Raw genomic sequence first — 25,481 nt, 5'->3', positions numbered from 1 at the left:
TAAACGTTACTTTATTGTCTTTGTCCCATCTTTGAAGTGTTTTTACGGTTACACCTAATATTGCTGCGGCTTCATTCATTCTGTATAGTTTTTCCATAGAAGAATTATATACCCAAAAGTATGTGCTTGTCTACCTGTGTATATAATATTGAAAACTGCTGTTTACCCTTTCCAATACGGAAGACGGGGTCGGCCTGTTCCTGGAAGAGGCGCTGCATCTGAAGTCAGAAACATTTTAGATTTGCATAAACGGGCATCGGTTTTCGCATACTATGGATGGGCGCAGGAGAGTCCTGTGTTCACTTCGAGCATACAAAGGCGGTGTTTCGTTTGGGTAGAAGCAGCAAATCGAAACGTTTTGTCCAACAGGGAAAAGATGCAGTGAAGAAACATGCTGAGCAGTTCCCGTATCACTCCACATTTGCCGAAGCAGAAGCAGACAGCCGCGGGCACGGTTTTACCAATGAAACGGTACTTGGAGGAACGGAATAATGGCAAACCGTTTATTCCAGCAGGCAAGGCAATATGTTGAATTGGCCAAAGAAACCGCAGCCACCGGGACTGTTGAAGAAAAAAATGAAACGATTCAAAAAGCTAAAAATGCCTTATCCAGTGCGTATGCCAACACCACCACGGCAGAGCAGGCCCAACTGCACGAATTGCAAAATGAACTGGATCAATTGGAATAGCTGCCGGCCGGCAGCTATTCCTTTTTATACAGATTTTATTCAATCGTAAAGGTTTGCTCCGCCAGAATTTTCCGGCCCGGCTTTCCGTTTATTTTAGAGGGCAGCAGTTCAGCCTTGACCGTATAAGTCCCGGGCGCTTCCGCATTTTTCCAAACTTGTTTCCATGTTTTTTCTTCACCTTTTTCAAGCGTTATATGCTGAATTGCCTGCAGGAACAGTCTCCCTTTGCTAAATGTATACAGCGGCTGCCCCTGGCTGTTGTAGACCGTAAAATCGTATTGCTTACTTGTTGGAAATTCCAAATGGATGTCTTCATTTGAATGGTTTGCTGCTGTTAAACTAATTTCAAGATGACTGCCATTTTGTGCAGTTTTTACAGTAAAGTCCGGCATCGTTTTTTCATCTCCTTTTGCCCCGGCCGGAATTGAAAAGAAGACAGCGAATAAGGCCAGCAGGATGCCTGCTTTCCATCTTCTTAGCTGCCGGTACTTCCTTTTTTTCCTATATTCACTATACCACGCTGGCACCGGAATCACTCTTTCCTGAAGAAACCGATGACCGCATTGGTCTGTACAATATTGGTAAAAGCCTGCGGATCCGTTTCTTTTATAATTTTTTCAAGATCATATAATTCGTACCTGGTAATCACCGTCATCAGCATTTCGCGGCTCTCGTTGGAAAAAGCCCCCTTCACCGGGATCAGCGTAATGCCGCGGACAAGGCGCGCCGTGATGGCTTTTTTCATCTTTTCAGCCTGTTTTGTGATAATCATGGCCGTTAACTTCTGATAACGCGTATGGATCATATCGATCACGCGTGTACTGGTATACAAGGAAACAAGCGTGTACAAAGCTTTATCCCAGCCGTAAATCGCCCCGGCACTTGCGATAATCAGCCCGTTAAACAGGAGAAAATAATTGCCAATCGGCTTATCCTTCATCCGCGACAAAATCATCGCAATGATATCCAGGCCGCCCGTTGAAGCGCCGTACTTCAGCGTCATGCCGATCCCTGTTGCTGTAATCACACCGCCAAAAACAGCATAAAGAAAAATATCTTGCGTGGATTTTCGGATCGGAATGAAATCTAAAAACAAGGACATGAGGAGGACAGAAAGAAAACTGTAAAGGGTAAATGATTTTCCTATTTTTCTCCACCCCAGAATTGCCACAGGGATATTGAATAGAAGCAGCAAAAAACCTGTGGAAACCGGGAGTGGCGTATACTGTGCCAAAATTTTGGAAACGAGCTGTGCCAGGCCGGTGAACCCGCTCGCATAAATATTGGCCGGCTTTAGAAACCAATTCATGGCAATCGCATTCAAGAAAGCGCCAAACAAAATCACAGCGATTTTTTTGCCTTGTTCCGCAAAATCGAATTTGTCCATTTTTGCCTCTTCCCTTCTCTTTGTTTATCCTGCTTGCCTGATAGTATTCATTATTGTGCCCAAAAACATCCTCCCACCGATCAGCTCAAGTTGGATTTGTACGGCCGGTCATCTTTTTTAGCATGCGGATTTGCTGCAACGGTATAAATTGTACAATTTGCCCAGAATAGGTAAACTATAGCTAGACTATCGAATTTAGAGGTGAATAGGATGGGCATTAAAATTTACGCGGACAGCGCATGTGATCTCCCCCTTTCGTTTTTCCGGGAAAATCAAGTCGAACTGATTCCTCTTACTGTATATGTCAAAGAAAAAGCCTATGAAGACCTGGTGGAAATCAACCCGAAAGAAGTTTTCCGGGCCATTCGCAGCGGTGTGAACACAAAGACTTCACAGCCGTCTCCCCAGCATTTTGAAAAACAATTTACAGCGCTCGCTGAATCAAAGGATAGCGGTATCTACATCGCTTTTTCATCCCGGTTATCCGGCACATACCAAACTGCCATGATGATCCGCAACCAGGTGAAAGATACCTATCCGGATTTGGATTTAACCATTATTGACACAAAATGTGCTTCCATTGGCTACGGCCTCATCGTAAAAGCGGCTGCGGATTTATGGAAAAGCGGTGCGGATAAAGACGCGATTATCCGCGATATAGAATTCCGCAGCACTCATATGGAACATATTTTTACCGTAGCGGATTTGGATTTTCTTGCAAGGGGCGGCAGATTGTCAAAAGCATCTGCTTTTTTAGGCGGCTTGTTAAACATTAAGCCGATTTTGGATGTGGAAGACGGAAAACTTATCCCGATTGAAAAAATCCGCGGACGCAAGAAATTGCTGCAGCGCATGCTGGATATGATGGAAGAACGCGGTGTTGACCTTGAACATCAACTCATTGGTATTTGCCACGGCGATGATGAGGCGGCAGCGGAAGAAATGAAGCAGCTCATCCAGGAACGGTTCGGAACGAAGGAATTTTTGATCAATTCGATTGGTTCTGTGATTGGTTCGCATGCCGGCCCCGGGACATTGTCCGTCTTTTTCTTAAATCAACTGCCCTAATGCATAGCGTTTTTTGACCGGGATATGCTAAGCATGAGATCTTGTTTAGGAAAGGAGACTTTCGCTTGTCCCGTACATCTGACAATGACAAAAAAGCGCGCGACAATAATGCTTTGCGCCATGAAAAAAATATGGAAGCGGAAAAAAACCGCAAAGCAGGGAAAAATCAGTATTCGAAAAAAACCGATCATCTGTAAGGGCTGCACCAACAGCCCTTTTATAAAGAACCCCCCAGGCCGTCTGCAAGTCCGGCTCAGGGGGTTGAATGCCGTTAAATGGGCTTTTTTTATTTCCTTCTCTGTTTCTGAAAAAAGCGCTGCCCTTTCCCCGTTGGATTTTTTAGGTCCGGTTAATAGAAAATCCGATTGGGTATACACTAAATATGCGTGTGTACAAGACCTCCCGCATGCGGCACGCTTTTTGAATGGAACGACCCATTGTTTTCCCGTTCCCCTTTTTTAAAAATTCACGAAACAAGGAGTGGTCATAATTGGCAAACCAACAAAGTTCATCCAAACAAACGATGCCTGGACAAACGCAAAGCAGGCAGCCCGGCGTTGAAACGGAAATGAACCCTCAGCCTGAGAACGTGAAAGGCAGCTATCATGGCAGCGGAAAATTGGATGGAAAAGTTGCCCTGATTACCGGGGGGGACAGCGGAATTGGAAAATCTGTCGCGATCTATTTTGCTAAGGAAGGCGCAAATGTTGCCATCTGTTATTTAAGTGAAAATGAAGATGCCAAAAATACAAAGGAACTTGTCGAAAAGGAAGGCAGGGAATGCCTGATCATTTCCGGTGACATTGGCAGCGAAGAGCACTGCCAAAATGCTGTGCAGCAGGTGATCAGCCAATTCAGCAAGCTGGACATTTTGGTGAATAACGCTGCCGAACAGCACCCGCAAAAAAGCATTCTGGACATTACGGAAGAACAAATGATTAAAACATTCAGGACCAATATTTTTTCACAATTTTTCATGGTTAAAGCCGCGCTGCCGCATTTGAAAAAAGGCAGCTCCATTATCAATACCGCTTCTGTAACAGCTTATAAGGGCAACCCGCAATTGCTTGATTATTCTTCTACAAAAGGAGCCATTGTATCTTTCACACGCTCCCTGTCAGCTTCTCTCGTCTCACAGGGGATCCGTGTAAACGGTGTGGCGCCGGGACCGATTTGGACGCCTTTAATCCCATCAACGTTCTCTGCCGAACAAGTCAAAAAGTTCGGTGCTAACGTTCCGATGCAACGCCCCGGCCAGCCGTCAGAACTTGCGCCTGCCTATGTGTATTTAGCATCCGATGATTCAAGCTATGTCACCGGACAAATGATCCATGTCAACGGCGGTACGATTTTAAACGGCTGAGTTGAAAAAAGCTGAAAAGCAGTTTTATGCTTTTCAGCTTTTTTGGCCTTTGAAATAAACCGGTTACATAAAGAAATGTATGAAATGATGCCGCCTTGTCTAAAACATATAGGGTAGAGCCAATCAAAGCGGAGGATTACCATGAGCCGATTGCATAGATTAAAAATGATTGAACGCCAATCCCGCGCTTTTTTTACCGGCACAATCGAAAAGCTGAACGATGAATGGGTATTTTTTGATGATGAGTCCGACGAAGCTACGATGTTGGAAGACTTTATCGGCCAGGAAGTTGAAATCATGTTAACAGACGGGTGGCATAAAGGGACGCTGGCAGCTGACGGCAGGATTCGTTTGCAAAAAGAAACCATTCCGCTAATGGACAAAGCAACACTCCGTATCCGGAAACCACTTCTTTTTTCATTGGAAGTGCTGTTGGATGAATGGGACGATGACCTGTTCAAGCGCTTTATTTCACACTTGAATGTTTTCGGCTTCTCCATTTATGACTGTATATACTGTCATAATACCCTGTCTTTTCTGCCGGCGGACAAAAAGCAAAAAGGGGTCAATTTTATTCTTTTTGACAACGGGGAATGCATCTTATCGGTCCATCATCATTTTGAGATATTCAGAAGCCGGGAAGATCACTGGTTTGATTACACCTTTAGTACCGGCAAACGGATGATGATAAAAAAAATGGAAGGATCCTGAAACTTTACGGAAAAGAAGGCAAAGTCCTGTTTGCCTTCTTTTTCCGGACAATTTTACGTGAACGGGTGGAAACCGATCGGCAATTTAAGCCCCAAATAGATTACACCAATAAAAAATACGATCAATAACACCCACAACACACCCGTACTTTTTCCCTTGGAAAGCCGCAGTAAGAGCATTTCCATAAAGCCAACGACCAGAAGGCCGCCAAGCAGCTTTACACCGTACAGGGCAGGGTCTATGCTTTGATTGTGGAAGAACAGGAGTGCACCCGTAACGATGATCAGAATGTAAAACACTCTTAATACCATTTGGACAATTTTAAATCCTTTTTGATTGCGGGCCCTGTGGAGAAACAATGCCACGATAAATAAAATCAAGGCAACGGCCCATGTTGTAATATGCGCGTCCGTATTCGTAAACATGTTTTATCCCCTTTACTCGTCTATTTCTTATCCATTATTTTTATATTACCTTATTTTACCTTATTGTACAAAGTTCCAATGCCTTCGATCGTAATTTCCACTTCATCGCCCGGTACTAAGAAACGCGGCGGATTAAACCCGTTTCCAACTCCGGCCGGGGTTCCTGTTGCGATAATGTCTCCGGGTTCAAGCGTCATTCCTTTTGACAATTCAGAGATGATTTCTTCAATTGGAAAGATAAAATTTTCCGTATTGGAATGCTGGCGGACTTCGCCGTTCACTTTTGTCGTAATGTCAAGCTGATTCGGATTTTTGATTTTTGAATGGTGGACAATCCACGGCCCGATTGGACAGGATCCATCCAAACTTTTGCCGATAAAATACTGTTTATGGATACGCTGAAGATCCCTTGCTGTCACGTCATTTAAAATTGTGTAGCCAAATACATGGGAAAGCGCATCTTTTTTATCAATTCGCGAGCCTTTTTTCCCGATGATGACAGCCAGTTCACCTTCGTAATCCAACTCTTTTGTGGCGTCACGATGGGAATCAATTGGCACCAGATGCGCATTAACCGTTGTTGTTGCTTTCGTAAATACAATCACATGTTCCGGGATGTCTTTTGCACTGCCCATTTCAATCGCATGATCGCGGTAGTTTTTCCCGACACAGATGATATTTTTTGGCGGATGCGGAATTGGCGGCAAAAAGCGGATCTCCTGCATCGGCACAAAAAATGCTGCAAGGGCAGCCTCCGGTTTTGCAAGGACTTGTTCAACCCGGCCTGTAAATTCTTCTCCCTGGCGAATGCCTTCCAATAGCCCCTCGGGAAAAGATGATTCTTTTAACCTGATTTGAGATAAGTTTAAAATTTTTTTCTCATCATATACCACACCATATTGCTCTTTTCCTTCCCACTCAAAACTGATAAATTTCATAAAGACACCCCATTTTTCGTTTTTTTCGTGATTGATGCCGTTTTTAGATAAAGTGAAACTTCCAGCAGTGGGGTTTTTCTTCATCCCCACTGATGGTTAGTTGAACCAACCGGAACTTTACGGGCAGTTTGATCTCCCACCTATCTATTTCGTACCTTAAATCTTGAGGCGGGAGTCTTACTGCCCGTTATGTTGGGATCAAAGCCCTGACCACGGCTTCAAGCGGGCCGCGGCGAAACCGCATTAACCATAACTCCGCGAGCAGCACCTGGACAAGAAAGATGGTGATGGCAAGCCAGATCCCTGTTACAACTGCCATCTTTCCGTACAGGCCGAGCCCGTAAGCGTAAAAGATAAACGTCCCCGCCAGTGACTGGCCAATATAAATGGACAGCGGCATCTTCCCTGCTTTTGCAAGGGGTTTTAAAAGTACCCGTGCAAAACGGAACCGCATCACAAGCATGACAAGAGCGATGTATGCGCCGCTTAAAACTGCCCCGCCAATCGTTTGCTGAAGATACACAAAGGCCTGATTCGGCACCGCCATCACCGGGAGCAGTTTTATCGACAACCCGGCTGCCAGGCAGACAACGAAAGCCATTACCCATGTTATGGTACTTGAATTTCTGTTTTCAAACCACTTTTCTTTCCGAATGCCGGCACCTGCCGCCATCAATGGAAAGACAGCAAAGAAAACCGGCAAAATGCGGGCAGAACCATAGACATGCTTCCAGTCGAGCCATCTTTGCCTTGAAATTTCAGCAAAACTCCCCTCTGCATAAGCCCGAATTGAATCCTGTACGCTAATCAGATCAGCAAAGATCAACGCTGTATTGGGGAATTTTACCGCCATTACCATTAAATATAACGCAAAAAGCAAATGCGGCATAAAATATAAGACAGCCCCGGCATATACCAGGATTTTTCCATCCCATTTCAAAAGCGGCAGCAGCATCAAACCGAATACCGCATAAGGAATCAGGATATCGCCCGCCCAGATCAGAAAAGCGTGGACCATCCCAACAAACAGCAGCACAAGCAGCCGGCGCTGCGCATAACGGGAGAAAGCCGCCCCCCTTTCAGCAGCCCTTTCTTTCAAGACCATTAAACCGTAGCCGAACAGAAGGGCAAAGATCGGATAAAAACTGGACTGGCACAACACTTGTATCCATTCTGCCGCGGCCCTGTTCCCGCCTTGAAACCATTCATACGGATCCACATAAAGATAGGGGGATTGGTAAAAAAGCATGTTGACAACAAAAATGCCAAGCAGTGAAATCCCTCTTAACACATCTACCGCGGGATTTCTTTCTTGATCATCTACCGGCTGGAATTCAGGCATTACAAACCTCCTTTTCGGGTTTTCGCAAGCCGTTTTAGGCGAATGTATCACCTTTTTGCGTTTCCCTCATACAATAAAAATATGAAAAGGCCGCATTCCAAACAATGCCGTTGCCATAACCGGAAAGGATGTGTGGGCTATGCCCGGTTTTGTAGGCGCTGTCCAAATCATCAGCATCGGTTCGAGCGGCGTCTTTAATGTCGGCGATGTGTTCTTGATCCATCCTGTCGCTTCCACCAAAACATTTGCGGGAGCCGGCTCATTTAATACAGGCGAAAATCTTTCCATCACAAACCATCAGTCTAACACAAACACTTATGACTTTGATGCAGTTGATCAAGGAAACTACTTAAACCTGTGACGGAGGATAAGCAATGAATATTTACGTTCAACAAAGCATCCAAATCCGCATGATCAAAATTGGCGGGATCAGCAACTCATCAGTCTTTCAAATCGGCACTTCCGGCATCATCAAACCTGCTTCCTATTTGTATAATACGGGGAATTTTACAGAACCCGCGCCAACCGCCGAGCCTTCGGAACAACCCTATAACCCGAGTGTCACCGTTCCGATGTAATCCGGATGATAAAAGGAGGATACAGGATGGCAGATATTTACAACCAGCTCCGGCAGCTCTATCAATATCTCCAGTACCATGAAACAAAGCTGGCCCAATATGAAAAAGCAATGGCGCAGCTCAGGCAGGAAATGGAAGCACTGAAAACGAAGCCGCCAATCCGTGTTGATAAAATTGAGTATGCATTTGACCAATTGAAAATTGAAAAGCTGGACGGTACTTTAAACATAGGCCTGAACTCGGCAGACTTAAGCCATATTGAAGATATGGCCGTACCCGGTACACAGCACGATCCAAACCAGTCAGAAAAGCAGACAGCTATGAAACAGGCATTAAATGAAAGGCTCTCGGAATATATCGATCAGGAACTGCCGCAAGTCATTTCAGATACCGAGCGCCAGCTGAAAGTTCAGCTAAATCAAGAATATCATAATTTTATAATAAATGATCTAAAAAACCAACTTTCACAGCGAATTGATTATTATATAAACCAGATCAGCCCGCAAAGGCATGAAAATCCGCAGAATGAAGGCGAATTTTTTGATCAGGTGCTGCAACAGTTAAAGTCGGATATGAACCACGCTGTTTTTGTCTTTGTTTCAAAACTCCCCCAGCAAATGAATGGAGGTCCTGCAAATGGAGCTTAATGTCGTAAACCGGGAAATACAGGTAGGCCATGTCCAAATTATCGGCGTGTCCAGTGCTTCCGTTTTTTTGATTGGCGACGCCAATACAATCCAGCAGGCGGCTACATTTGATACACCCGCCGAATCGCTGATTTTCAGCCCGTCCGTTCCTTTTGTGCCGAGAGGATAAGGAAATGGCCAGGAATTCCATGGTGGATCAGCTGTTGGTTAAAAATGTCATTTTTGCTTCAAATGTCATTGTGGGGGATTCATGCAAAATCAATATGTCAGCCCGGGTACTGGCCATTCAAAGACAGAAGGAGTTGTATTTTGGATTCGAAGCGCCTTTTGAAGCCTTCCCGATTTTCAGTCAGGTCATTCCGGTCCCTCCGATCACTGAAGAGATTCAAATTCAGCGCTATCATGCGGATCCGGCAATAAAAGTCGGAACTGTCAATATTATCGGGCTTTCCACTTCCGCTGTCGTGCAAATTGGCAGTACACAGGACATCTCGCTTGAATCAAGAATCCATCATGTCCGCCAGCTTGACCCGTTTCTCCGGGACTCTCGCGGAGACATGGCACCAGCTGCTGCACCTAAAGACGGGTAAATCATGTAAAGCATTTTCAATGGAAAGCAGGTGATAAATTTTGCCGGCAATTATTGGCCCGCTACAAATCTTTAACGTAGGAGGCGGAGTTGTCCATTTCGGCGATACCGCCATCATTTCCCCGAAAGCCAGTTCAAAAACAACAACCGGTTCCGGATCCTTATCGACATCCGCATTTGTGATCACAAACAATGCCCTCAGCGCGAACAACACAGCCAGTGGCAGTGTCATCGATCAACCGACAGCCGGAAACCAATGAAAACAGGTACTCCGACCGCCGTATCAGGCAATTTACGGAGTACCCGTTATTTTTTTGGTGATCGGTCAAACCTTCAGGATATGACCGCCATCAAAAAAGTAAAGATATTTGGCTTTAACTTTTTTCCTGAGAATTTTCTCTAAGGCTTTCCCGTATAGTGCCAGCTGGATTTCATACCGTTTCAGCATAACAGGCATGGCTTCTTCAAATCCGCCTTTAAACCGTTCCGTAACCCTGTCTGTTTTATAATCAAGCAAAATCAGTTCATTTTCCTCTTCTATTACACAGTCAAAAATCCCTTGAACCAGAATCCTTTCCTGTCCAAGTTTTTCATCCTGGTAAATGACAGCTGCCGGTTCGGATAAGCTGAACGGGATTTCCCGCATGACTTTGTCTGCCTGTAAGAGTTTTTTCCCAATCTCCGTTTCAAAAAATCCAATCAGCTGTGCGGTGTCAATCACATTTGCCTGTTCACCCGTTAATAGTTCACGCTTGACCATGTCTTCAAGCAGCTCCTCAACGGATCCGGGAGTGGGCGGTGCATCAAGGGGCATATGCTGCATGACCATATGCATCGCGGTTCCCCGTTCAGCCGGGGAAATAGATGTTTCCTGCATAAAACGCGGCCGGTCATAAATATGTTTGCGCACCCGTCTGATCAGGCGCGTATCTGTCGTCTCATCACGTATTTCATTCATCCGCTTCAATTCCGAAACGGACTGTTTGGCGCGCCGGACAGTTGCCGGCCTGCTTTCATATTCCCAGCTTAAACGGCGGCAGATTTCTTCCTTCCAGCCGGATTCCAAGTCGATCGGCCTGCCGTCTTTTACCAGCTGCTGCCATTTGCCATCCGTTTCTGCAGCAGGTTCATCCCATTCGATTAGTTCTTCTTTCGGGATTTCCCTGACGGCCCACCTGGAGGAATGCTGTTCTATGTCGCGGTAGCCGGGATGGCTTTGCTGCGCGCTATTTGTAAGCCACTGTGCGGCTTCCCTGTGGCGGGCAATCGCCGGCCCGATCCAGTCCAAATAAGAATTCGCGCCGGCCCGCAGGTGATCTTTTAATAACCAATCACGGTGCTGCCGTGCCTTTTGCCATTTTTCTTTTTGTTTTTCGGCATTTTTAACGGTTCCAACCAGGTACAGCTTCTCCTTTGCCCTTGTTAGTGCAACATACAAAACGCGCATTTCTTCAGCCAGCATTTCAAGCCTTTTTTTGCGTTTAAAAGCAAGCTGGGGCAGGGATGGGTAAGTGATGCGTTTTTCGGGATTGATATATTTGCAGGCAAAGCCGTACTCCTTGTCCAGTAAAAACGCCTGATTGATGTCACGCAGATTGAATTTCCTCCCGAGCCCGGCAACAAAGACGACCGGGAATTCGAGTCCTTTACTGGCATGTACGGTCATTAAACGCACCACATCCTCCTGCTCGCTTAAAGCCCGCGCCGTACCCAGGTCGTCCCCGCGCTCCTGCATTCTTTCAATAAAGCGCAGAAACCGGAACAACCCCCTGAATGAGGTCTGCTCGTATTGCCGTGCACGATCATAAAAAGCACGCAGATTGGCCTGGCGCTGTTTCCCGCCCGGCAGCCCCCCGACAAAGTCATAAAACTTTGTTTCACGGTACAACTGCCAGATCAAATCAGACAATGCCCCCTGCCTTGCAACGGAACGCCACTCTTTTAGTTTTTCAGCAAATTTCGCGACTTTTTCATGTGCCGCCTCCTCTTCAGCGGCCGGCTGGCCGGCAATAAACTTTTTAACAGCCTCATAGTAATGGCCTTGTTTCAAATGGACACGGATGCGCGCCAGTTCTTCTTCATCGAGGCCGACAACCGGTGAACGCAGTACGACAGCGAGCGGAATATCCTGGTACGGATTGTCGATCACTTTCAATAAAGAAAGCATAATCGCGACTTCGTTTGCATCAAAATATCCTGTTGAAAGGCTGGCATATAGCGGAATGCCCGCTTTTTTAAATTCCTCCATCATTTCCGGGGCCATCGTCATGGACCGCAGCAGGATTACAATATCTTTATATTGGATCGGCCTGTATGTGCCGGTCTTTGCTTGATAAACCGGTTTTTTGGCGGCAATCAGCGCTTTGATGGTTCGCGCAAGATACCGCGACTCCAGCTGGGACTGTTCCAATTCAGCAGGATCAAGCGCACCCCCGGGTGTATCCGGCTGCATATCCGGCGCCTGGCCATCCGCCTGGTCAATCACCGCCAGTTCTATTGGAAGATCCCCTTCCGGATAGGTTGCGCCTTTGACCAGTTCTGCCTGTGCGTCATACTCCATTTCGCCGATATGCACACCCATGATTTGTTTAAAAATAAAATTCGTGCCATCCAGCACTTCTTTTCTACTCCGGAAATTCTTCGACAAATCGATGCGCAATCCGGTCTCATCGCCGGCAGCTGTAAATGCCTGGTATTTTGACATAAACAATTTTGGTTCAGCAAGCCGGAAACGGTACACACTCTGTTTTACGTCACCAACCATGAATAAATTCCCGGTATCGCCCGACCCGGAAGAGACCAATTTCAAAATGGTCTCTTGTACCAGGTTCAGGTCCTGGTACTCGTCAACCAGCACTTCTTTAAACTGCGCCTGGTAAGCTTTTGCCGCTTCAGATGCTTTAATCCTGCCGTTTTCCTCTTTTTCAATCAGAATTTCAAGGCAGAAATGCTCCAAATCGGAAAAATCAACAAGACCTTTTTCCGCCTTTACCGCCGCATAAGCAGCAGAGAATTTTTTCACAAGCTCTGCCAGTGTCGCAATGACCGGGTGCATTTCGCGCATATCTTTTAAATAATACTGCGGCTTTCTGCTGAAAAAATCTGTTTTCAGGGTTTCAAGGTTTTTTTTCGCGGATTTTCGTAAATCATCCGCTGCCTTTACAAGTTCCGGCAAGTATTCGTCACCCTTGCACGGTTTTGCACGCGAAAAACTCCAGGCATTCATTTCCTGATATAAGTCTTCCCATGAGTTGTCGTATGCGGCTAACAACCTTTCGACGATCGCCAAATCATTTAGGTAGTTTTCTGCTCTCGGGGCAGGCCCGCCCGGCTGTTTCGACAAGGCATACGCTTCTTCCAGCATGTCTTTTGCCCCATGAAGCTGCAGGCGGATATCCTCTTTCACCGGCTTTAAAAACGGAAGCGCATCAATCTCCATTTCACCGCTGACATCGTACATTTCCACCATGCGGTCAAGCCACTGGCCGGGATCCGGATTGGCTTGTGAAAAGTCATACAGTTTCCGGATTAATTCCTGCAGCTGGACATCGCTGCGGTCATTGGAGAAGGTATCCACCGCCCGGTAAAATGCTTCGTTTTTTTCACGCCCGTACTCCTCTTCAAATAAATCATCAAGCACCTCGTCGCGAAGCAGCTCCGCTTCAGTTGGTTCCGCAATCCGGAATCCCGGATCGATATTGATTAAATAGTAATATTTGCGGATGACATCCAGGCAGAAAGCGTGCAAAGTCGAAATTGGCGCCTTATTTAATAAGCTCAGCTGTTTCCTTAAATGGTGTGATTCCGGGTTCCTGCCGATTGCCGTTTCCAATGCTTCCCCGATACGGTGCCGCATTTCGGCGGCGGCAGCATTTGTAAACGTCACAACCAGGAGCTGGTCAATGTCAAGCGGATCTTCTTCGTTGATCAACTTGCGGATCATTCTCTCAACCAGCACTGCTGTTTTGCCCGATCCGGCCGCCGCAGCAACGAGGATATCCTGGCCTTTTGCCATCACCGCTTTCCATTGGTCATCTGTCCAGACGGCTCCTTCCGGTTTAGGTGGTATACGGGTTTTCATCTTGTTTAAACGCCTCCTCTCTCATTTTCGCCAAAATATCTTCCTGTTTTTGCGGACTGATCAACCGGTATTTGTTTTCTTCCATTGACTGGTCAAACTGGCAGACAGATTTGAACGGGCACATTTGGCAGGCGGCGCTTTTTTTGATTTTATACGGCGCGATGTCCACGACACCGGAAACAATGTCATTGCCCGCCTTTGTGTAGATATTCCGCACATAATTCCGGATTGCTTCAAAATCTTCTTTGCTGGCAACTTCCGAACGGGCGGTTAACTGGCCGTCTTTTTTCAGACCTGCCGCGACAATGGTGCTATTTCCGGATTCCAGCGAACTGTCCATTAACGAGAGCACTTCCGGACTGTCAAGCATCAGCCCGCGCATACGGAAGCTCTTAAGGATTTCTTCTTCAATTTCCTCCATTGTTAAAATCTTGCTGCTGGAGACGACCGGATTGTGCAGATGAAAATAAAGGACGCCGGCCGGCAAACTTTCTTTTCCGATCAAATCCTTTGAATACGTCATCAGGATATCCAAATAGGTCAGCATTTGCAGATCGAGCCCGTAATAAACATCGGTTAGATCCAGCTGATGCGGGCTTGACTTGTAATCAACGACTCTTAAATAAACGCCGTTTTCATTTTCCGCTTTATCCACGCGGTCGATCCTGCCCTGCAGTTCCATTTTTGCGCCGTTTTTTAAAGTAAAGGTAAGCGGGGGAAGCGCTTTGTTCGGCCCGAATCCCAGTTCCATACCAATTGGCTCAAACCCGCTCCTTTGCGCATGCAGGCTTAAAATATAGGAAGCTCTGCTGACAACCTGTTCGAGCTTCATTTTAATGTATTGGTAACGTTTCGAGCTTAATAAGATTTGGTGTTGCAGTTTCGGCGCCAGGCTGTCCACCGCTTCTTTCGCTAACGTCATGCTCTGCTGCCTGCTGATTTGCGACCATGGTATGCCTGCCTGCTGCAGTTTATCGGATATCCATTTCAGTGCGCCGTGGAAAAGGTCGCCGATATTCGGGGCATCAAGCCGGAATATTTCGCGTTCACGGAGTTTCAGGCCATAGGTTGCATAATGGGAAAACGGGCAGGCAAAAAATTGCTCCATTCTCGAAACACTCGCCAAAATATGGTCGCCGTAAAGTTCCCTGCTCGTTTCTCCGGAAAGCTTCCGCGCGCCATTTTGGTAAAACAGGCTCGAAAAGGCATGGGCAGCAATCTTTTTCCATTCGGGATGCTCCATATAAAAATTATAAGCGTCCCACCAAAAGTCTGCGACCGGGTATCCCCGTTTCTTTAACTGCATTTGGGAAGTTAAAAAAGCAATTACGGCCGCCGGGTGGGAGATGTATGCCATTTGCTCTTCATCCGGCAATTCTGCCGGGTCGTTCACCCATATTCCTCCGCCCATTTCAGGAAACATTTCCTGGAGCCGCTTGATGAAGGGCGAGGGCAATAAGGCTTTTCCTTCCTCGTCCGCGAGCGGAAAAGATAGGACAAGGCGGTCTGAAGGGGTCGTTAACGCCCTGTAAAAAATAAATTCCTCATCTAAAAGCCTTGTTTTCGTATCAGGTGTGATATTCAATCCTTTCAGCAGCAAATATTCCCGGTCATCATCGTTTAAAATGCCATCTTCCGTGATTTTTGCAGGCAAAATGCCGTCATTTATACCGATAATAAACGCTAATTTTACATTCGCGAGCCGGGATTGTTCAAGATTTGCAACGAGAACCTGGTCCAAAGCAGGCGGTACAATGGAAAATTTTAACGACTCAAGGCCTGCTTCCATAATGGAAGCAAATTTTTTCAACGGCACCGGTTCATCCCCTAAAATTTCCACAAACTGGTCGAGCAATCCGATGACTTCATCCCAAGCCTGGTCATGCTCCCGGGCAGCAACCAGATCCCCCTGTTCTTCTTTTGCAGCCCGTAAATTCTCCAGCTTTCTCGGAATCTCCAATTCTTCTAAATAAAGATAGAGCGCCCCGCACAGCGCTTTTCCTGTCTTTGCGCGTTTCAGCCGCCGCGACAGCCGCAAAATCGGCGCTGTTATAAACAAGCGCAGCGCATTTAATTCCTGTTCAATTTCTTTTTCACGATCAGTCTGCGCTACATTTTCCAGCTCCAGCCCCCTGATGCGCCTGTATTCCCATCTTTTTTTGTTTGTCCAGCGGTCTCCCTGAATCCCGCAGGCAAGCACATAATTTTCAAGACGGTCCATTTTTTCCCGCAATTCGTGCAGATTCCGGTCCACGGGAAACAGCAGGTCGGTTTTTACTGCCCTGAAAATCGGCTCATAACGCCAATGGCTTTCAATAATTTCCAATGTGGAACGGATCAGTTCAATTAACGGGTGGTTGAGCATCGGCCGTTTTTGATCAATAAAGTAAGGGATCTCGTAATCATAAAAACAAGTTTCAACCATTTCCTGATAGTCACCGCCGTTACGGACAAGAACGGCAATATCTTTATAGCGGTAATGCTTGTTTTGTACAGCATCGCGTATATACCGGGCGATGCCTTCCATTTCGGCGCGCCGGTTATTCGCCTGCCATAGTTCCAGCTGGCTTTCATGGGGATAAACCGAAACGGGCATCTCCTCGAAACGGGCCTGGAGAAATTGCAGGCTGCCGTTTTGGAAACGGACTGGCCGGCGCAGGATGACATCATCCTCCACTTCAATCCTTTCTGCAAGCGCCAGTCCGTAAATTGAGGCATACGCCTCACCCGGCATCCGGAAAAGATATAAATCATCCGGCCTCCCGCTGCGAAACGCGCGGTCAACCGTCAATGCCACTGTCACCCGCGGGCATGTTTTCATCAGCCGGGAAATGACCAAATATTCCTGGGGCGTAAAGGTGTGGAAACCGTCAATATAAATTTCAGCCTGCTGCAGATAGGCTGATTGTTCAATCCCCTCTGCCAGGAGGCGCAAATAATCTTCCGAATCAATATACTTGCCTTCCAATTTGTCTTCATAAGCCCTGTAAACCATTTCCAAATCATGGAGCTTATCTGCGAGGACTTTTTCGCTGCCTTGTATGCCAAGTTCTTGCTGCTGCTCCAATAATTGTTCCGGTTCTACACAGGAGCGCTTCAATTCTGTCAGCATCTGCCCGACATGGTCCATAAAACCCGGTTTGTCTGCAGCCTGCTGAAAGACAAGCAGTTCTTCTTTTTTATCTTCCATAATTTTTCTAATCAGCATATTTAATCCGGTACTTGAGACATGACTGCGGCTGATTCCGCCCACTTCCTGCAAAATCTTCCAGGCAAGGCGTGTAAAGCTGAATACCTGGGCACGAATCATGCCGCCGGTTTCCGGGTCGTTTGCCAGATGTGTTTCCGATAAAAATGTCATTTGTTCGGGAACCAAATAAATCAACGGCGCCCCGCCCGGATTATGCCGCAGCTTCTGCTTTATCTCTTGATGGATCCGTTCTGTTTTGCCTGTTCCGGGCCGGCCGATCATAAATCGAAGGGACATTTTTTCACTTCCTAATCAAAAAGTACATAGTAAAATTTTCGTTTATATCCTTTATCGCATGGCGGCAATCTTTAGCCGGAAAGCCCGCCTTTATACGTTTTAAGAACATTTGTTCCTTTTATTGTACAATAGAATGCCCGGGTTTTCAAGTTGCCCGCTTAAAAAAAGCAAAACATCGCAGGCTTGGGATTCAGGTTGAGCTTTCACCCGAACAATCACCATTCCTGCGACGCCCGCAACATTATTTAAATGATACACGATTATGGTTAGTCTCCATCAAACAAATTGAATATTCCTTTTGCCATGCTGCCTTCATCTCTTGATCCCCCGACCTGAGGCATGGCGGCAAAGACGCGGCTGGCAAGGCGGCTGAACGGCAGGGATTGCACCCAGATGGACCCCGGCCCCCTCAATGTTGCAAAAAACAGCCCTTCACCGCCAAACAAAGCGGTTTTTACGCCTTTTACAAACTCGATATTATAGTCCACTTCTCCTGTCATGGCAACGAGGCAGCCGGTATCCACACGCAATGTCTCGCCCGGCGCCAGTTCCCTTTTTTGAATCGTTCCGCCGGCATGGACAAAAGCAAGCCCGTCTCCTTCAAGTTTTTGCATGATAAAACCTTCACCGCCGAAAAATCCGGTTCCGATTTTGCGCTGAAATTCAACTCCGACAGAGACGCCTTTGGCTGCTGCTAAAAAAGCGTCTTTCTGGCAAATAATTTTCCCATCGTGCATACTTAAATCCATGGGCACAATTTTTCCCGGATAGGGGGCTGCAAAAGCAACATGCCTTTTTTCCCGGCCCTCATTCGTAAAAGCCGTCATAAATAAACTTTCGCCGGTAATCAGCCTTTTTCCCGCCGAAAATAATTTCCCCATAATGCCACCGGACGGATTAGAACCGTCCCCGAAAATGGTTTCCATCCGGATGTCGTCCTCCATCATCATTAATCCTCCCGCTTCGGCGATGACCGTTTCCTCCGGGTCTAACTCCACTTCTACAAACTGCATATCATCTCCGTGCAGTTTATAATCAATTTCATGATTGTTCATGCCCCATACCTCCATTTATTTAGCTTCTTTATATACGAATCAATTTTGTTTTTGTTCCAGTTTTGTTTTACGGTTCAGCCATGTTTCTACTTTTTTGCCGGCATACCATAAAACAACAATCACAATCAGCATGCCGCCCGTTCGCAGCGGTTGTTTGGCAAGGGACATAATGTCGTGGCCAATAAAGCTGATAATAAAAATTGTCACCATTTTGCCTGCAATGACAGCCAATAAATATTGGAACCATTTTATTGCAGACAACCCCGCCACAATGTTTACAACTGCTGAAGGTGTAAAAGGAAAGCATAGGAGCAGAAAGAGCGGTGCAAACCCGTGGCGGTCCAGCCAGTCCATCAGTTTTTTAACGTGGCGGTGTTTTTTTATGAATCCCAAAAAACGGGATTGACCGTATTTTCTTATCGCCATGAAGACGAGAAAAGCACCGGTGCAGGCTCCAAGCCAGGAAAGAAAGAAACCGATCCACAGCCCAAAGGCACTGGCATTTGCCATCACAATCAGTACCATCGGCAAAAAAGGCAGGAAGGCTTCCAATATTAATAGCCCAATGCCCAATAACGGGCCTAAAGCACGATACCTCGAAATCCCCTCCATTACCTGTTCCAAAGTGAACCACTCTTTGATCGTTTCGATGTCCATTCTTTTCCCTTTCCTCCATATGTTGCAATCTCAGTCAATGTACAAGCGCCGTCCACTTTTTATTTCAAGTATTGAATAAACCAGTTTTTGATGTATGCCAAACGGCTGATTCTGAGTTCGGGTTTGCCGCTTCTTGAGAGTTCGTGGTTGGATTGCGGAAAGCGTATGAACTTGGTTTCCTTATGCTGCCGTTTCAGCGCGATAAAGAGCTGTTCAGCTTGTTCAATCGGGCAGCGGTGGTCTTCTTCGCCGTGCAAAATCAATAAAGGCGTTTCAATTTTATCCGCGTATGCCAGCGGCGAATGTTTCCAAAGTTTTTCGGGTTCACCTAAATCGGCCAATATCTGCCATTCTGTAAAGTAATAACCGATATCGCTCACACCGTAGAAGCTGATCCAATTCGAAATTGAACGCTGGGTCACAGCTGCTTTAAAGCGGTTCGTATGGCCAACGATCCAGTTGGTCATAAACCCGCCATAGCTGCCCCCTGTTACGCCAAGTTTTTCAGCATCAATGAAATCATAATGTTCCAGAACATAATCAACAGCATCCATTATATCCTGATAATCTTTGCCGCCGTAATCCCCGCGCACAGCATTCACAAACTTCTGGCCATATCCGAGGCTGCCGCGCGGATTCATAAACATGACTGCAAACCCCCGGGCTGCAAGCACTTGGAACTCATGAAAATAGGCATAGCCGTACATAGCATGCGGTCCGCCGTGCACTTCAAGGATTAAAGGGTATTTTTTCCCTTCTTCAAATCCTGCCGGCCGCATCATCCATCCTTCGATTGTATAATCATCATTACCCGTAAACGTAAAAGACTCCACATCTGCCAAAGTGCGGTCCTGTAAAAAATCACCATTCACATTTGTGAGCTGCTGCTTTGTACCGTTTTGCAGATCAACAAGGAAAAGTTCACCGGGCATGACCGGGGTGCTGATTGCCGCAACCGCCTGATGTGTTTCCTTGTTTAAGGATAAACCATAAATATATTGTTTCTCAAGCATAACCGGATGGATTTCTCCATTTACATTTCCATAATAGGCGGCTGTTCCACCCCGGGCAGTAGCAATAAAATAAAAGCTTTCACTGTCTGCTGCCCACTCTGCGCCGGGAAGGGACGCCCCCTGCTGGAAATCAGCCGCAACAAAATCCCCGGCCGGAACATCTAAATCGCTTGTAAGGCACTTCAGTGTTTGTTTCTTACGATCATACAGCCAGACTTTCGTATGGGTGGCATTTTTAAATTCATCTTCTTCCCCGAGAAACGAAAGATACCGGCTGTCCGGCGACCACGAACTCTGATAAAAAACGCCTGTCCCGCTTGTCACAGCCCGGGAATGTTTCGTTTCCGCATTGTATAAAAATAAATCGAGTGTGAAAGAGAAATCCTGATCTGCTGCAGGATCTGCTAAATATGCAATATATTTGCCATCAGGCGACCAGGAATCCAGCTCGTAATCTCTCTCCCCTTCTGTGATTTGCTCCATTTCCCCGGATTCTATTGTGACAATGCCGATTTGCTTAAATTGGCCGGAATCCAGCAAGTCTTTCCCGTTCGCCTTGTATTTCATTTTTTCCACTTCAACCGGCTTTGCTTCTTTTTTTTCGTCTTTCTTTTTATGATCTGCCCGGTTTTGAATGGTCTCCCCTTTTCCAAGCACAGCCGAAAAGGCAAGCCTGCTGCCATCCGGTGACCAGACGGGATTTTCTGCGCCATTTTTGCAGAAAGTGATTTGCTTTGCTTCACCGCCCGTTTTGTAAAGCACATAAATTTGCGATTCTCCGGAGTGGTTGGAAACGAAAGCAACCTTACTGCCATCAGGCGACCAGCGCGGTGTATGTGTACGCCAGTTTCCGTATGTCCACTGGCGGATGATGCGGTCCTCCAACCCTATGTAAAATAGATTTGAAACATAATCTTTCTTCTCTTTATCGATATGTGTTTTTACAAAAAGCACTTCTTTTCCGCCGGGTGAAAGCTGCGGGTTGGCAACGGATTGAAGTTCATATAAATCTTGTTCTATTATACCTGATTTCATCATCAAATATCTGCCCTTCTTTTTTAAGTCTGTTTGCCTATCGTTTTCGACATTGTGTTGCCCATTTCCTGTTTTCCAAAAAAAACAATATCCCCTGTGTCCAAAAAGCCGGAAGCGAAAGGCTTCCGGCTTTCCTCTTCAAAATTGGTATGGCTCGTGATCTTCATAAGCGTGATACTGCTTCAGCATTTTCTGCCGCATTAAATACTTCTCCTCTGCGCGCCGCCTGTTGCGCTCATACACCATTTGCAATGTTGCGGCTTTATGCAGCTGGTTGAGAAAGGACCCGTGGCTGATCGGGATAATCAATTTTTTCTGGTTGGATAAAATAATTTCTGTCGTCCTGCCCTCGTATTGGCGGTGGCTTTTGATATGCTGCGGAACCAGCCAGATACATTTTGGATGATTTGGCGATGCAGTAGGAAGAATAATAATATTTGTGTGGGGATCTATAAGGAGCGGTGGTTTTAGCCTGACTTCTATCAGGTTTTCTGTACCTTTTCTTCTTCCCTCATAACTGGATCCAAAATAAGCACAGCTGTATTTTACAATTTCCAGCGGATTTTCTTTCAAAAGCAGCTCACAATTGATTTCAAACACCTTTGAACCGGATTCCGATCCATTATGGTACGGGACAATGGCCATTGTATACGGCGAAATTTCATAGTCAGTGTCAAATTCCCTTGTCATACTTTTCCCCCTAGTTAGTAAATTATATTTACTTCCATTATAGGACAATTTTCCTCAATTTCTAGTATTTTTTCAAAAAATATCTATTTTTTTACATTTATTCATTGTTTCAGAAAAATTTTATTTTTATATTGATTTTTAATTCGAATATCTGTATAATGAAAAAAAGCGAAAAAGGTGATCTAACTTGGAAAACAAAAAATCTTACTCTGATTTGACGAAGGAACATGCGATGAACCAAGTGCAGATGGAGAAATTTGTGGATCACATTTTTACAGACATGGTGCTGAATGAGATCCTGCTCAACAAAGAAAGAGAAGAACTTCTGAAACAGATCGACCTGGCCCTTGACCTTCATGACAAAGAACAGTTCATGAAACTCACAAATGAATTAAAACAGATCAATTTAAAATTCGGATAATACGAGGTTGGCGCAAACCGGCTGTCCCGGCTGATTTGCGCCAGCCTTTTCTTTTTGCCTGTACACGAAAAAACGGCGGGAATACCGCCGTTTCCGGGAACATTGATTATTATTTATTTTTTCCTTTTTCACTATCCAGCATGCGGATTCTTTCCAGCATGGTTGGATGATCGTAGCGGAAAAGTTTGACCAGAAGCGGCGGATTAACCTCGCTCAGCCCTGCCTTGGTTAATATCAGGAACGTCTTAATCCCCGCTTCTTGATCATGGGTTGTGCGGATCGCGTACTTGTCCGCGCGCATCTCTTCATAGCGGGAAGCCCAATTCGTCAGCGGGCTCGAAGCAAACAGCAAAACAGAAGAAATCAATAGGAAAAGCGGCAGCGAGCTTAAATTGGCTACTTCATCGACTCCCCAGTTTTTCCCGTTCTTGTTGATGATGCGGGCCATGATTTTAGCAACAAGCCACAAACCTGCCAGCATGATCAGAATATAGCCGGCAATCCCGAAATAAAGATGCTTTTCAACATAGTGCCCCATTTCATGCGCCATGACAAATAAAATTTCCCTGTCGCTGAGCCGGTTAAGGGTTGTGTCCCAGAGCACAATCCGGGAATTGGATCCAACTCCGGTCACATAGGCATTTAAAGCATTGGTTTTTTCCGACATATTTACTTCGTACACATGGTCTGCCGGAATATGGGCTTTGTCGGCGAGCGCAAGGATTTTGGCCTCAAGCGCTTTATCTTTTAAAGGGTAGAAATCATTATACAGCGGATCAATGACGACCGGCTGGATAAACATCATAAAAATTGTAAATGGAATCGAACAGAGCCAGGCTGGCAGCCACCATCTTTGCTTGTATTTTTTCATCAAGGCATAAAGGACAGTAATTACCACGTACATGATTAAGAAGTTGACCCAAAATTCGGTGACTTCATCTTTCATCCACGCCGTAAAGGTCTGGGTGGAAATATGATAGGATTTCGAGAACCGGTAGGAAATATAACTCAATGGAAAGGTACATAAAAATGACACGAGTGAAAACCAAAATAAATAGACAGCCGTTTGCACGACCCGGAAACGCGATGTCTGCCGCGCCCATTTTTCAAACAGTTTGGATACGCCGAGCATCAGGATTAAAAAATAAAAAAGCCACTCATAAGGCGCGGACAGGAAAAACAGCAGATTGCGGATTTTTGAATAGTCCTCGCTTAAATACAGCTCCCGGCCTGTCATAAAAGTGGCCGGATCCGCGTTTGTTCCTTTAAAACGCTCGGGAATGGCTGTGCTGGCAAAGTGAAATAAATAGACATACATGATCAAACCGAACAGCAGATAAGCCAATATTGCGTTCAGGGCCCATTTTGTCTTCAATTTAACGCACTCCCTCCTTGTCCCCTCCTTATATATGTAGCGCTCATGGCGGTCGTTTAGAACCGGCGTTTATAAATATTGTATCCAAATAAAGAGATTTCAAATGATTCAATGTCAAAATAAGCCCGGGCACGGCAGCAATCACATTTGCGCCGGCCAAAGCGAGCCATGCGTTTTTTAAGAAACAAATGAGTTTTGAATTTCGATTTTCTAAAAAGCAAGTGCTCAATGAAATACAAGGTTTCTGCCTTTTTGCTGAAATAAAAAAGCCGTGCCGGTCCCGGATCCTTATCCGTAAAATGAACCGGCACCGGCAAAGTTACAAAGCGATTTAATTGCGGGATTGCTGTTTTTGCACCTGTTCTTTCAATTGCCGCCTTAAAATTTTCCCTGTTGTATTTTTCGGCAGCTCCTCAAGAAATTCAATTTCTTTCGGCACTTTGTATTTGGCAAGCCGCTCCTTGCAGTATTCGAACAAATCCTGTTCGGTCACGTTTTTATTTTTCGCCACCACATATACTTTTACGGCCTCTCCCTGGTCGGGGTCCGGAATACCGAGTGCGGCGGCTTCGGCAATATCCGGGTGATTATACAGAACCTCTTCCACTTCACGCGGATAAACATTGAATCCGCCGACAAGCACCATGTCTTTTTTGCGGTCGACAATGTAAAAGTAGCCGTCTTCATCCATTTTTGCCAAATCGCCGGTGTATAGCCAGCCGTTCCGGATCGCAGCTGCCGTTTCCTCCGGCATCTTATAGTAGCCTTTCATCACATTCGGCCCGCGCACAATCAATTCACCGACTTCACCGGCCGGCGCCTCCTGCCCGAGTTCATTCACAATTTTATTTTCAACATGGACAATATTAGTCCCAATTGAGCCCGGCTTTCTCGGGCGGTCAAGCGGATTAAAGCATGTTACCGGTGAAGCTTCCGATAAACCGTACCCCTCTGAAATAAGGACATTGAATTTCTTCTCAAAGTTTTTCAAAAGTGCAACCGGCAGCGATGATCCTCCCGAAATGCACAGGCGCAGCGACGCAAAATCTTTCGGGTCACCGTCTGGAAACTGGTACAAATAATTATACATCGTTGGAACACCCGCAAAAACAGTCGCCTCATATTTCTTTGCAATGCGGAATACTTCCCGCGGGCTGAATTTTGGCACAATCAGCATTGTGGCGCCGCTGATTAACGGCGCATTGACAGCGACAGACAGGCAGAATACATGGAACATGGGCAAAGCTGTGATGACACGGTCACAACTGCTCATTTTTAAATAGCCTCCAATATCGCTTGCGTTGGAATACAGATTTTTATGGGTGAGCATCGCACCTTTTGGCTTTCCGGTTGTCCCCGATGTGTATAGGATAACTGCAACATCGTCATCTTCAAGCTGCACCGCTTCCGCTTGCGGCACACCCGTTTCCAATATTTCTGCAAACGATTTCATTTTTGGGTGTGAAAAATCAGATTTTACATGTGCCGGGTTCGTGCTGCAAATCAAATAGTGTGCCACTTTTGGCAGCTGTGCATCCAACCCATCCACAAAAGGAACAAACAAATCGAGCGCGATAACCGCCTTTACATCCCCGTTATCCAAAATATACCGGATTTCCGCCGGGGTATAAATCGGGTTAATCGGAATGACCGTAATCCCCATCCTCATCGCCCCGTACAAAGCAATCACAAAATGGGGTGAATTGCCAAGCAATAACGCAATATGGTCCCCTTTTTTCAGACCCAGCTGTTTTAAACCGTTTGCAAACTTTGCGACCGCGCCGTCCAGCTCCCCGTATGTAGTCGGCTCGTCCGTAAAATAATAAGCGACCTTATCCGCATTTTTACTCGCCGTACTACTTAAACTTGACGGTAAATTCATTTCTCCCTCCCCTTCCTGAGTGAATAGTCATTCATTCTCCCAAGTTCA

Annotated in this window: 27 protein-coding genes; 13 read left to right on the top strand and 14 right to left on the bottom strand. The window is 46.0% G+C overall.

What is annotated here, in order from left to right; genetic code table 11:
- Positions 1-79: hypothetical protein (locus C232_RS20520; protein ID WP_422723656.1), on the bottom strand; the 79-nt coding region annotated here is incomplete at its 3' end.
- Positions 80-330: 251 nt separating this feature from the next.
- On the opposite strand from C232_RS20520, the gene C232_RS20000 reads away from it, so the two are divergent.
- Both C232_RS20000 and C232_RS0106260 read left to right on the top strand, forming a co-directional pair.
- Positions 331-492: a hypothetical protein gene (locus tag C232_RS20000; RefSeq protein WP_018662440.1), complete on the top strand. Its 162-nt coding sequence runs from the start codon at positions 331-333 to the stop codon at positions 490-492.
- Positions 492-689, top strand: coding sequence for a DUF3813 domain-containing protein (locus C232_RS0106260; RefSeq protein WP_018662438.1), 198 nt, complete (start codon positions 492-494; stop codon positions 687-689). Before C232_RS20000 ends, C232_RS0106260 begins: the two co-directional genes overlap by 1 nt.
- A 35-nt stretch (positions 690-724) precedes the next feature.
- On the opposite strand, the gene C232_RS0106255 is transcribed toward C232_RS0106260, so the two are convergent.
- Together C232_RS0106255 and C232_RS0106250 are read right to left on the bottom strand one after the other, a co-directional pair.
- The gene (locus C232_RS0106255; protein WP_155891545.1) at positions 725-1,216 is read right to left on the bottom strand and encodes a BsuPI-related putative proteinase inhibitor; all 492 of its coding nucleotides are present in this window, start codon (positions 1,214-1,216) and stop codon (positions 725-727) included.
- Between the two features lie 5 nt (positions 1,217-1,221).
- Positions 1,222-2,076: a YitT family protein gene (locus tag C232_RS0106250; protein ID WP_018662433.1), complete on the bottom strand. Its 855-nt coding sequence runs from the start codon at positions 2,074-2,076 to the stop codon at positions 1,222-1,224.
- Positions 2,077-2,286: 210 nt separating this feature from the next.
- Here C232_RS0106250 and C232_RS0106245 point away from each other — a divergent pair, with 210 nt between their 5' ends.
- From C232_RS0106245 to C232_RS0106230, 4 genes are all read left to right on the top strand, one after another.
- Entirely contained in the window at positions 2,287-3,144 is an 858-nt protein-coding gene (locus tag C232_RS0106245; protein WP_018662431.1) for a DegV family protein, read from the top strand.
- A 65-nt stretch (positions 3,145-3,209) separates the two neighbouring features.
- Positions 3,210-3,341, top strand: a complete 132-nt coding sequence (locus C232_RS19295; protein ID WP_018662429.1) for a DUF3941 domain-containing protein — start codon at positions 3,210-3,212, stop codon at positions 3,339-3,341.
- Positions 3,342-3,634: 293 nt separating this feature from the next.
- On the top strand, positions 3,635-4,507 hold the full coding sequence (locus tag C232_RS0106235; RefSeq protein ID WP_018662428.1) for an SDR family oxidoreductase: 873 nt from the start codon (positions 3,635-3,637) through the stop codon (positions 4,505-4,507).
- A 141-nt stretch (positions 4,508-4,648) separates the two neighbouring features.
- Entirely contained in the window at positions 4,649-5,218 is a 570-nt protein-coding gene (locus C232_RS0106230) for a DUF2777 domain-containing protein (RefSeq protein WP_018662426.1), read from the top strand.
- A gap of 53 nt (positions 5,219-5,271) precedes the next feature.
- On the opposite strand, the gene C232_RS0106225 is transcribed toward C232_RS0106230, so the two are convergent.
- The 3 genes from C232_RS0106225 to C232_RS0106215 all read right to left on the bottom strand — a co-directional run bounded on the left by C232_RS0106225 (position 5,272) and on the right by C232_RS0106215 (position 7,923).
- Complete coding sequence (locus C232_RS0106225) at positions 5,272-5,643, bottom strand: YisL family protein (protein ID WP_018662424.1); 372 nt, start codon at positions 5,641-5,643, stop codon at positions 5,272-5,274.
- Positions 5,644-5,693: 50 nt separating this feature from the next.
- A complete protein-coding gene (locus C232_RS0106220; protein WP_018662422.1) occupies positions 5,694-6,581 on the bottom strand; it encodes a fumarylacetoacetate hydrolase family protein in 888 nt (295 codons plus the stop codon).
- Positions 6,582-6,768: 187 nt separating this feature from the next.
- Entirely contained in the window at positions 6,769-7,923 is a 1,155-nt protein-coding gene (locus C232_RS0106215) for a DUF418 domain-containing protein (RefSeq protein WP_018662419.1), read from the bottom strand.
- A gap of 139 nt (positions 7,924-8,062) precedes the next feature.
- Between C232_RS0106215 and C232_RS0106210 the strand changes: the two genes are divergently transcribed.
- From C232_RS0106210 to C232_RS0106185, 6 genes are read left to right on the top strand one after another with little or no spacing between them, the layout of a single operon-like run.
- Positions 8,063-8,284 carry a spore germination protein gene (locus C232_RS0106210; protein ID WP_018662416.1) on the top strand — a complete coding sequence of 74 codons (222 nt, stop codon included), beginning with the start codon at positions 8,063-8,065 and terminating at the stop codon, positions 8,282-8,284.
- 13 nt (positions 8,285-8,297) lie between these two features.
- Positions 8,298-8,501, top strand: a complete 204-nt coding sequence (locus tag C232_RS0106205) for a spore germination protein GerPB (protein ID WP_018662415.1) — start codon at positions 8,298-8,300, stop codon at positions 8,499-8,501.
- A 26-nt stretch (positions 8,502-8,527) separates the two neighbouring features.
- A complete protein-coding gene (gene gerPC, locus C232_RS0106200; protein ID WP_018662413.1) occupies positions 8,528-9,148 on the top strand; it encodes a spore germination protein GerPC in 621 nt (206 codons plus the stop codon).
- Positions 9,138-9,317, top strand: a complete 180-nt coding sequence (locus C232_RS0106195) for a germination protein GerPD (protein ID WP_018662411.1) — start codon at positions 9,138-9,140, stop codon at positions 9,315-9,317. Before gerPC ends, C232_RS0106195 begins: the two co-directional genes overlap by 11 nt.
- Positions 9,318-9,321: 4 nt before the next feature.
- Positions 9,322-9,738 carry a spore germination protein GerPE gene (locus tag C232_RS0106190; RefSeq protein WP_018662409.1) on the top strand — a complete coding sequence of 139 codons (417 nt, stop codon included), beginning with the start codon at positions 9,322-9,324 and terminating at the stop codon, positions 9,736-9,738.
- Between the two features lie 40 nt (positions 9,739-9,778).
- Positions 9,779-9,997 carry a spore germination protein gene (locus tag C232_RS0106185; protein ID WP_018662407.1) on the top strand — a complete coding sequence of 73 codons (219 nt, stop codon included), beginning with the start codon at positions 9,779-9,781 and terminating at the stop codon, positions 9,995-9,997.
- A 65-nt stretch (positions 9,998-10,062) separates the two neighbouring features.
- Here C232_RS0106185 and addA read toward each other — a convergent pair whose 3' ends face one another.
- From addA to C232_RS18440, 6 genes are all read right to left on the bottom strand, one after another.
- Positions 10,063-13,818, bottom strand: coding sequence for a helicase-exonuclease AddAB subunit AddA (gene addA, locus C232_RS0106180; RefSeq protein ID WP_018662405.1), 3,756 nt, complete (start codon positions 13,816-13,818; stop codon positions 10,063-10,065).
- Complete coding sequence (gene addB, locus C232_RS0106175) at positions 13,796-17,305, bottom strand: helicase-exonuclease AddAB subunit AddB (RefSeq protein WP_018662403.1); 3,510 nt, start codon at positions 17,303-17,305, stop codon at positions 13,796-13,798. The genes addA and addB overlap by 23 nt, the downstream gene beginning before the upstream one ends.
- A gap of 266 nt (positions 17,306-17,571) precedes the next feature.
- Positions 17,572-18,360, bottom strand: a complete 789-nt coding sequence (locus tag C232_RS0106165; protein ID WP_018662398.1) for a TIGR00266 family protein — start codon at positions 18,358-18,360, stop codon at positions 17,572-17,574.
- A gap of 39 nt (positions 18,361-18,399) precedes the next feature.
- Positions 18,400-19,017 carry a TVP38/TMEM64 family protein gene (locus tag C232_RS0106160; RefSeq protein ID WP_018662396.1) on the bottom strand — a complete coding sequence of 206 codons (618 nt, stop codon included), beginning with the start codon at positions 19,015-19,017 and terminating at the stop codon, positions 18,400-18,402.
- Positions 19,018-19,076: 59 nt separating this feature from the next.
- Positions 19,077-21,071: a S9 family peptidase gene (locus tag C232_RS0106155; protein WP_018662394.1), complete on the bottom strand. Its 1,995-nt coding sequence runs from the start codon at positions 21,069-21,071 to the stop codon at positions 19,077-19,079.
- Between the two features lie 132 nt (positions 21,072-21,203).
- Complete coding sequence (locus C232_RS18440; RefSeq protein WP_018662389.1) at positions 21,204-21,755, bottom strand: competence protein ComK; 552 nt, start codon at positions 21,753-21,755, stop codon at positions 21,204-21,206.
- A 187-nt stretch (positions 21,756-21,942) separates the two neighbouring features.
- Between C232_RS18440 and C232_RS0106140 the strand changes: the two genes are divergently transcribed.
- Positions 21,943-22,176, top strand: a complete 234-nt coding sequence (locus C232_RS0106140) for an IDEAL domain-containing protein (protein WP_018662387.1) — start codon at positions 21,943-21,945, stop codon at positions 22,174-22,176.
- A gap of 109 nt (positions 22,177-22,285) precedes the next feature.
- Here C232_RS0106140 and C232_RS0106130 read toward each other — a convergent pair whose 3' ends face one another.
- Positions 22,286-23,551, bottom strand: coding sequence for a M48 family metallopeptidase (locus tag C232_RS0106130; protein ID WP_018662383.1), 1,266 nt, complete (start codon positions 23,549-23,551; stop codon positions 22,286-22,288).
- 331 nt (positions 23,552-23,882) lie between these two features.
- Complete coding sequence (locus C232_RS0106120) at positions 23,883-25,433, bottom strand: fatty acid--CoA ligase family protein (RefSeq protein ID WP_018662380.1); 1,551 nt, start codon at positions 25,431-25,433, stop codon at positions 23,883-23,885.
- Between the last annotated feature and the right edge of the window lie 48 nt (positions 25,434-25,481).

It is taken from the genome of Heyndrickxia acidiproducens DSM 23148 (assembly GCF_000374345.1).
In the GTDB taxonomy this organism is placed as follows: Bacteria; Bacillota; Bacilli; order Bacillales; family Bacillaceae_C; genus Weizmannia; species Weizmannia acidiproducens.
The sequence above is the reverse complement of the archived record's forward strand: the minus strand, read 5'-3'. Positions and strand labels throughout refer to the sequence as shown.

Bases quoted from the DNA above. Each gene is read 5' to 3' on its own strand.
- C232_RS0106220 (WP_018662422.1), bottom strand. From the start codon at position 6,581: ATGAAATTTATCAGTTTTGAGTGGGAAGGAAAAGAGCAATATGGTGTG.
- C232_RS0106195 (WP_018662411.1), top strand. From the start codon at position 9,138: ATGGAGCTTAATGTCGTAAACCGGGAAATACAGGTAGGCCATGTCCAA.
- C232_RS0106250 (WP_018662433.1), bottom strand. From the start codon at position 2,076: ATGGACAAATTCGATTTTGCGGAACAAGGCAAAAAAATCGCTGTGATT.
- C232_RS0106230 (WP_018662426.1), top strand. From the start codon at position 4,649: ATGAGCCGATTGCATAGATTAAAAATGATTGAACGCCAATCCCGCGCT.
- gerPC (WP_018662413.1), top strand. From the start codon at position 8,528: ATGGCAGATATTTACAACCAGCTCCGGCAGCTCTATCAATATCTCCAG.
- C232_RS0106225 (WP_018662424.1), bottom strand. From the start codon at position 5,643: ATGTTTACGAATACGGACGCGCATATTACAACATGGGCCGTTGCCTTG.
- C232_RS0106215 (WP_018662419.1), bottom strand. From the start codon at position 7,923: ATGCCTGAATTCCAGCCGGTAGATGATCAAGAAAGAAATCCCGCGGTA.
- C232_RS0106165 (WP_018662398.1), bottom strand. From the start codon at position 18,360: ATGAACAATCATGAAATTGATTATAAACTGCACGGAGATGATATGCAG.
- addB (WP_018662403.1), bottom strand. From the start codon at position 17,305: ATGTCCCTTCGATTTATGATCGGCCGGCCCGGAACAGGCAAAACAGAA.
- C232_RS0106210 (WP_018662416.1), top strand. From the start codon at position 8,063: ATGCCCGGTTTTGTAGGCGCTGTCCAAATCATCAGCATCGGTTCGAGC.
- C232_RS0106260 (WP_018662438.1), top strand. From the start codon at position 492: ATGGCAAACCGTTTATTCCAGCAGGCAAGGCAATATGTTGAATTGGCC.
- C232_RS0106190 (WP_018662409.1), top strand. From the start codon at position 9,322: ATGGCCAGGAATTCCATGGTGGATCAGCTGTTGGTTAAAAATGTCATT.
- C232_RS0106120 (WP_018662380.1), bottom strand. From the start codon at position 25,433: ATGAATTTACCGTCAAGTTTAAGTAGTACGGCGAGTAAAAATGCGGAT.
- C232_RS18440 (WP_018662389.1), bottom strand. From the start codon at position 21,755: ATGACAAGGGAATTTGACACTGACTATGAAATTTCGCCGTATACAATG.
- addA (WP_018662405.1), bottom strand. From the start codon at position 13,818: ATGAAAACCCGTATACCACCTAAACCGGAAGGAGCCGTCTGGACAGAT.
- C232_RS0106160 (WP_018662396.1), bottom strand. From the start codon at position 19,017: ATGGACATCGAAACGATCAAAGAGTGGTTCACTTTGGAACAGGTAATG.
- C232_RS0106245 (WP_018662431.1), top strand. From the start codon at position 2,287: ATGGGCATTAAAATTTACGCGGACAGCGCATGTGATCTCCCCCTTTCG.
- C232_RS0106205 (WP_018662415.1), top strand. From the start codon at position 8,298: ATGAATATTTACGTTCAACAAAGCATCCAAATCCGCATGATCAAAATT.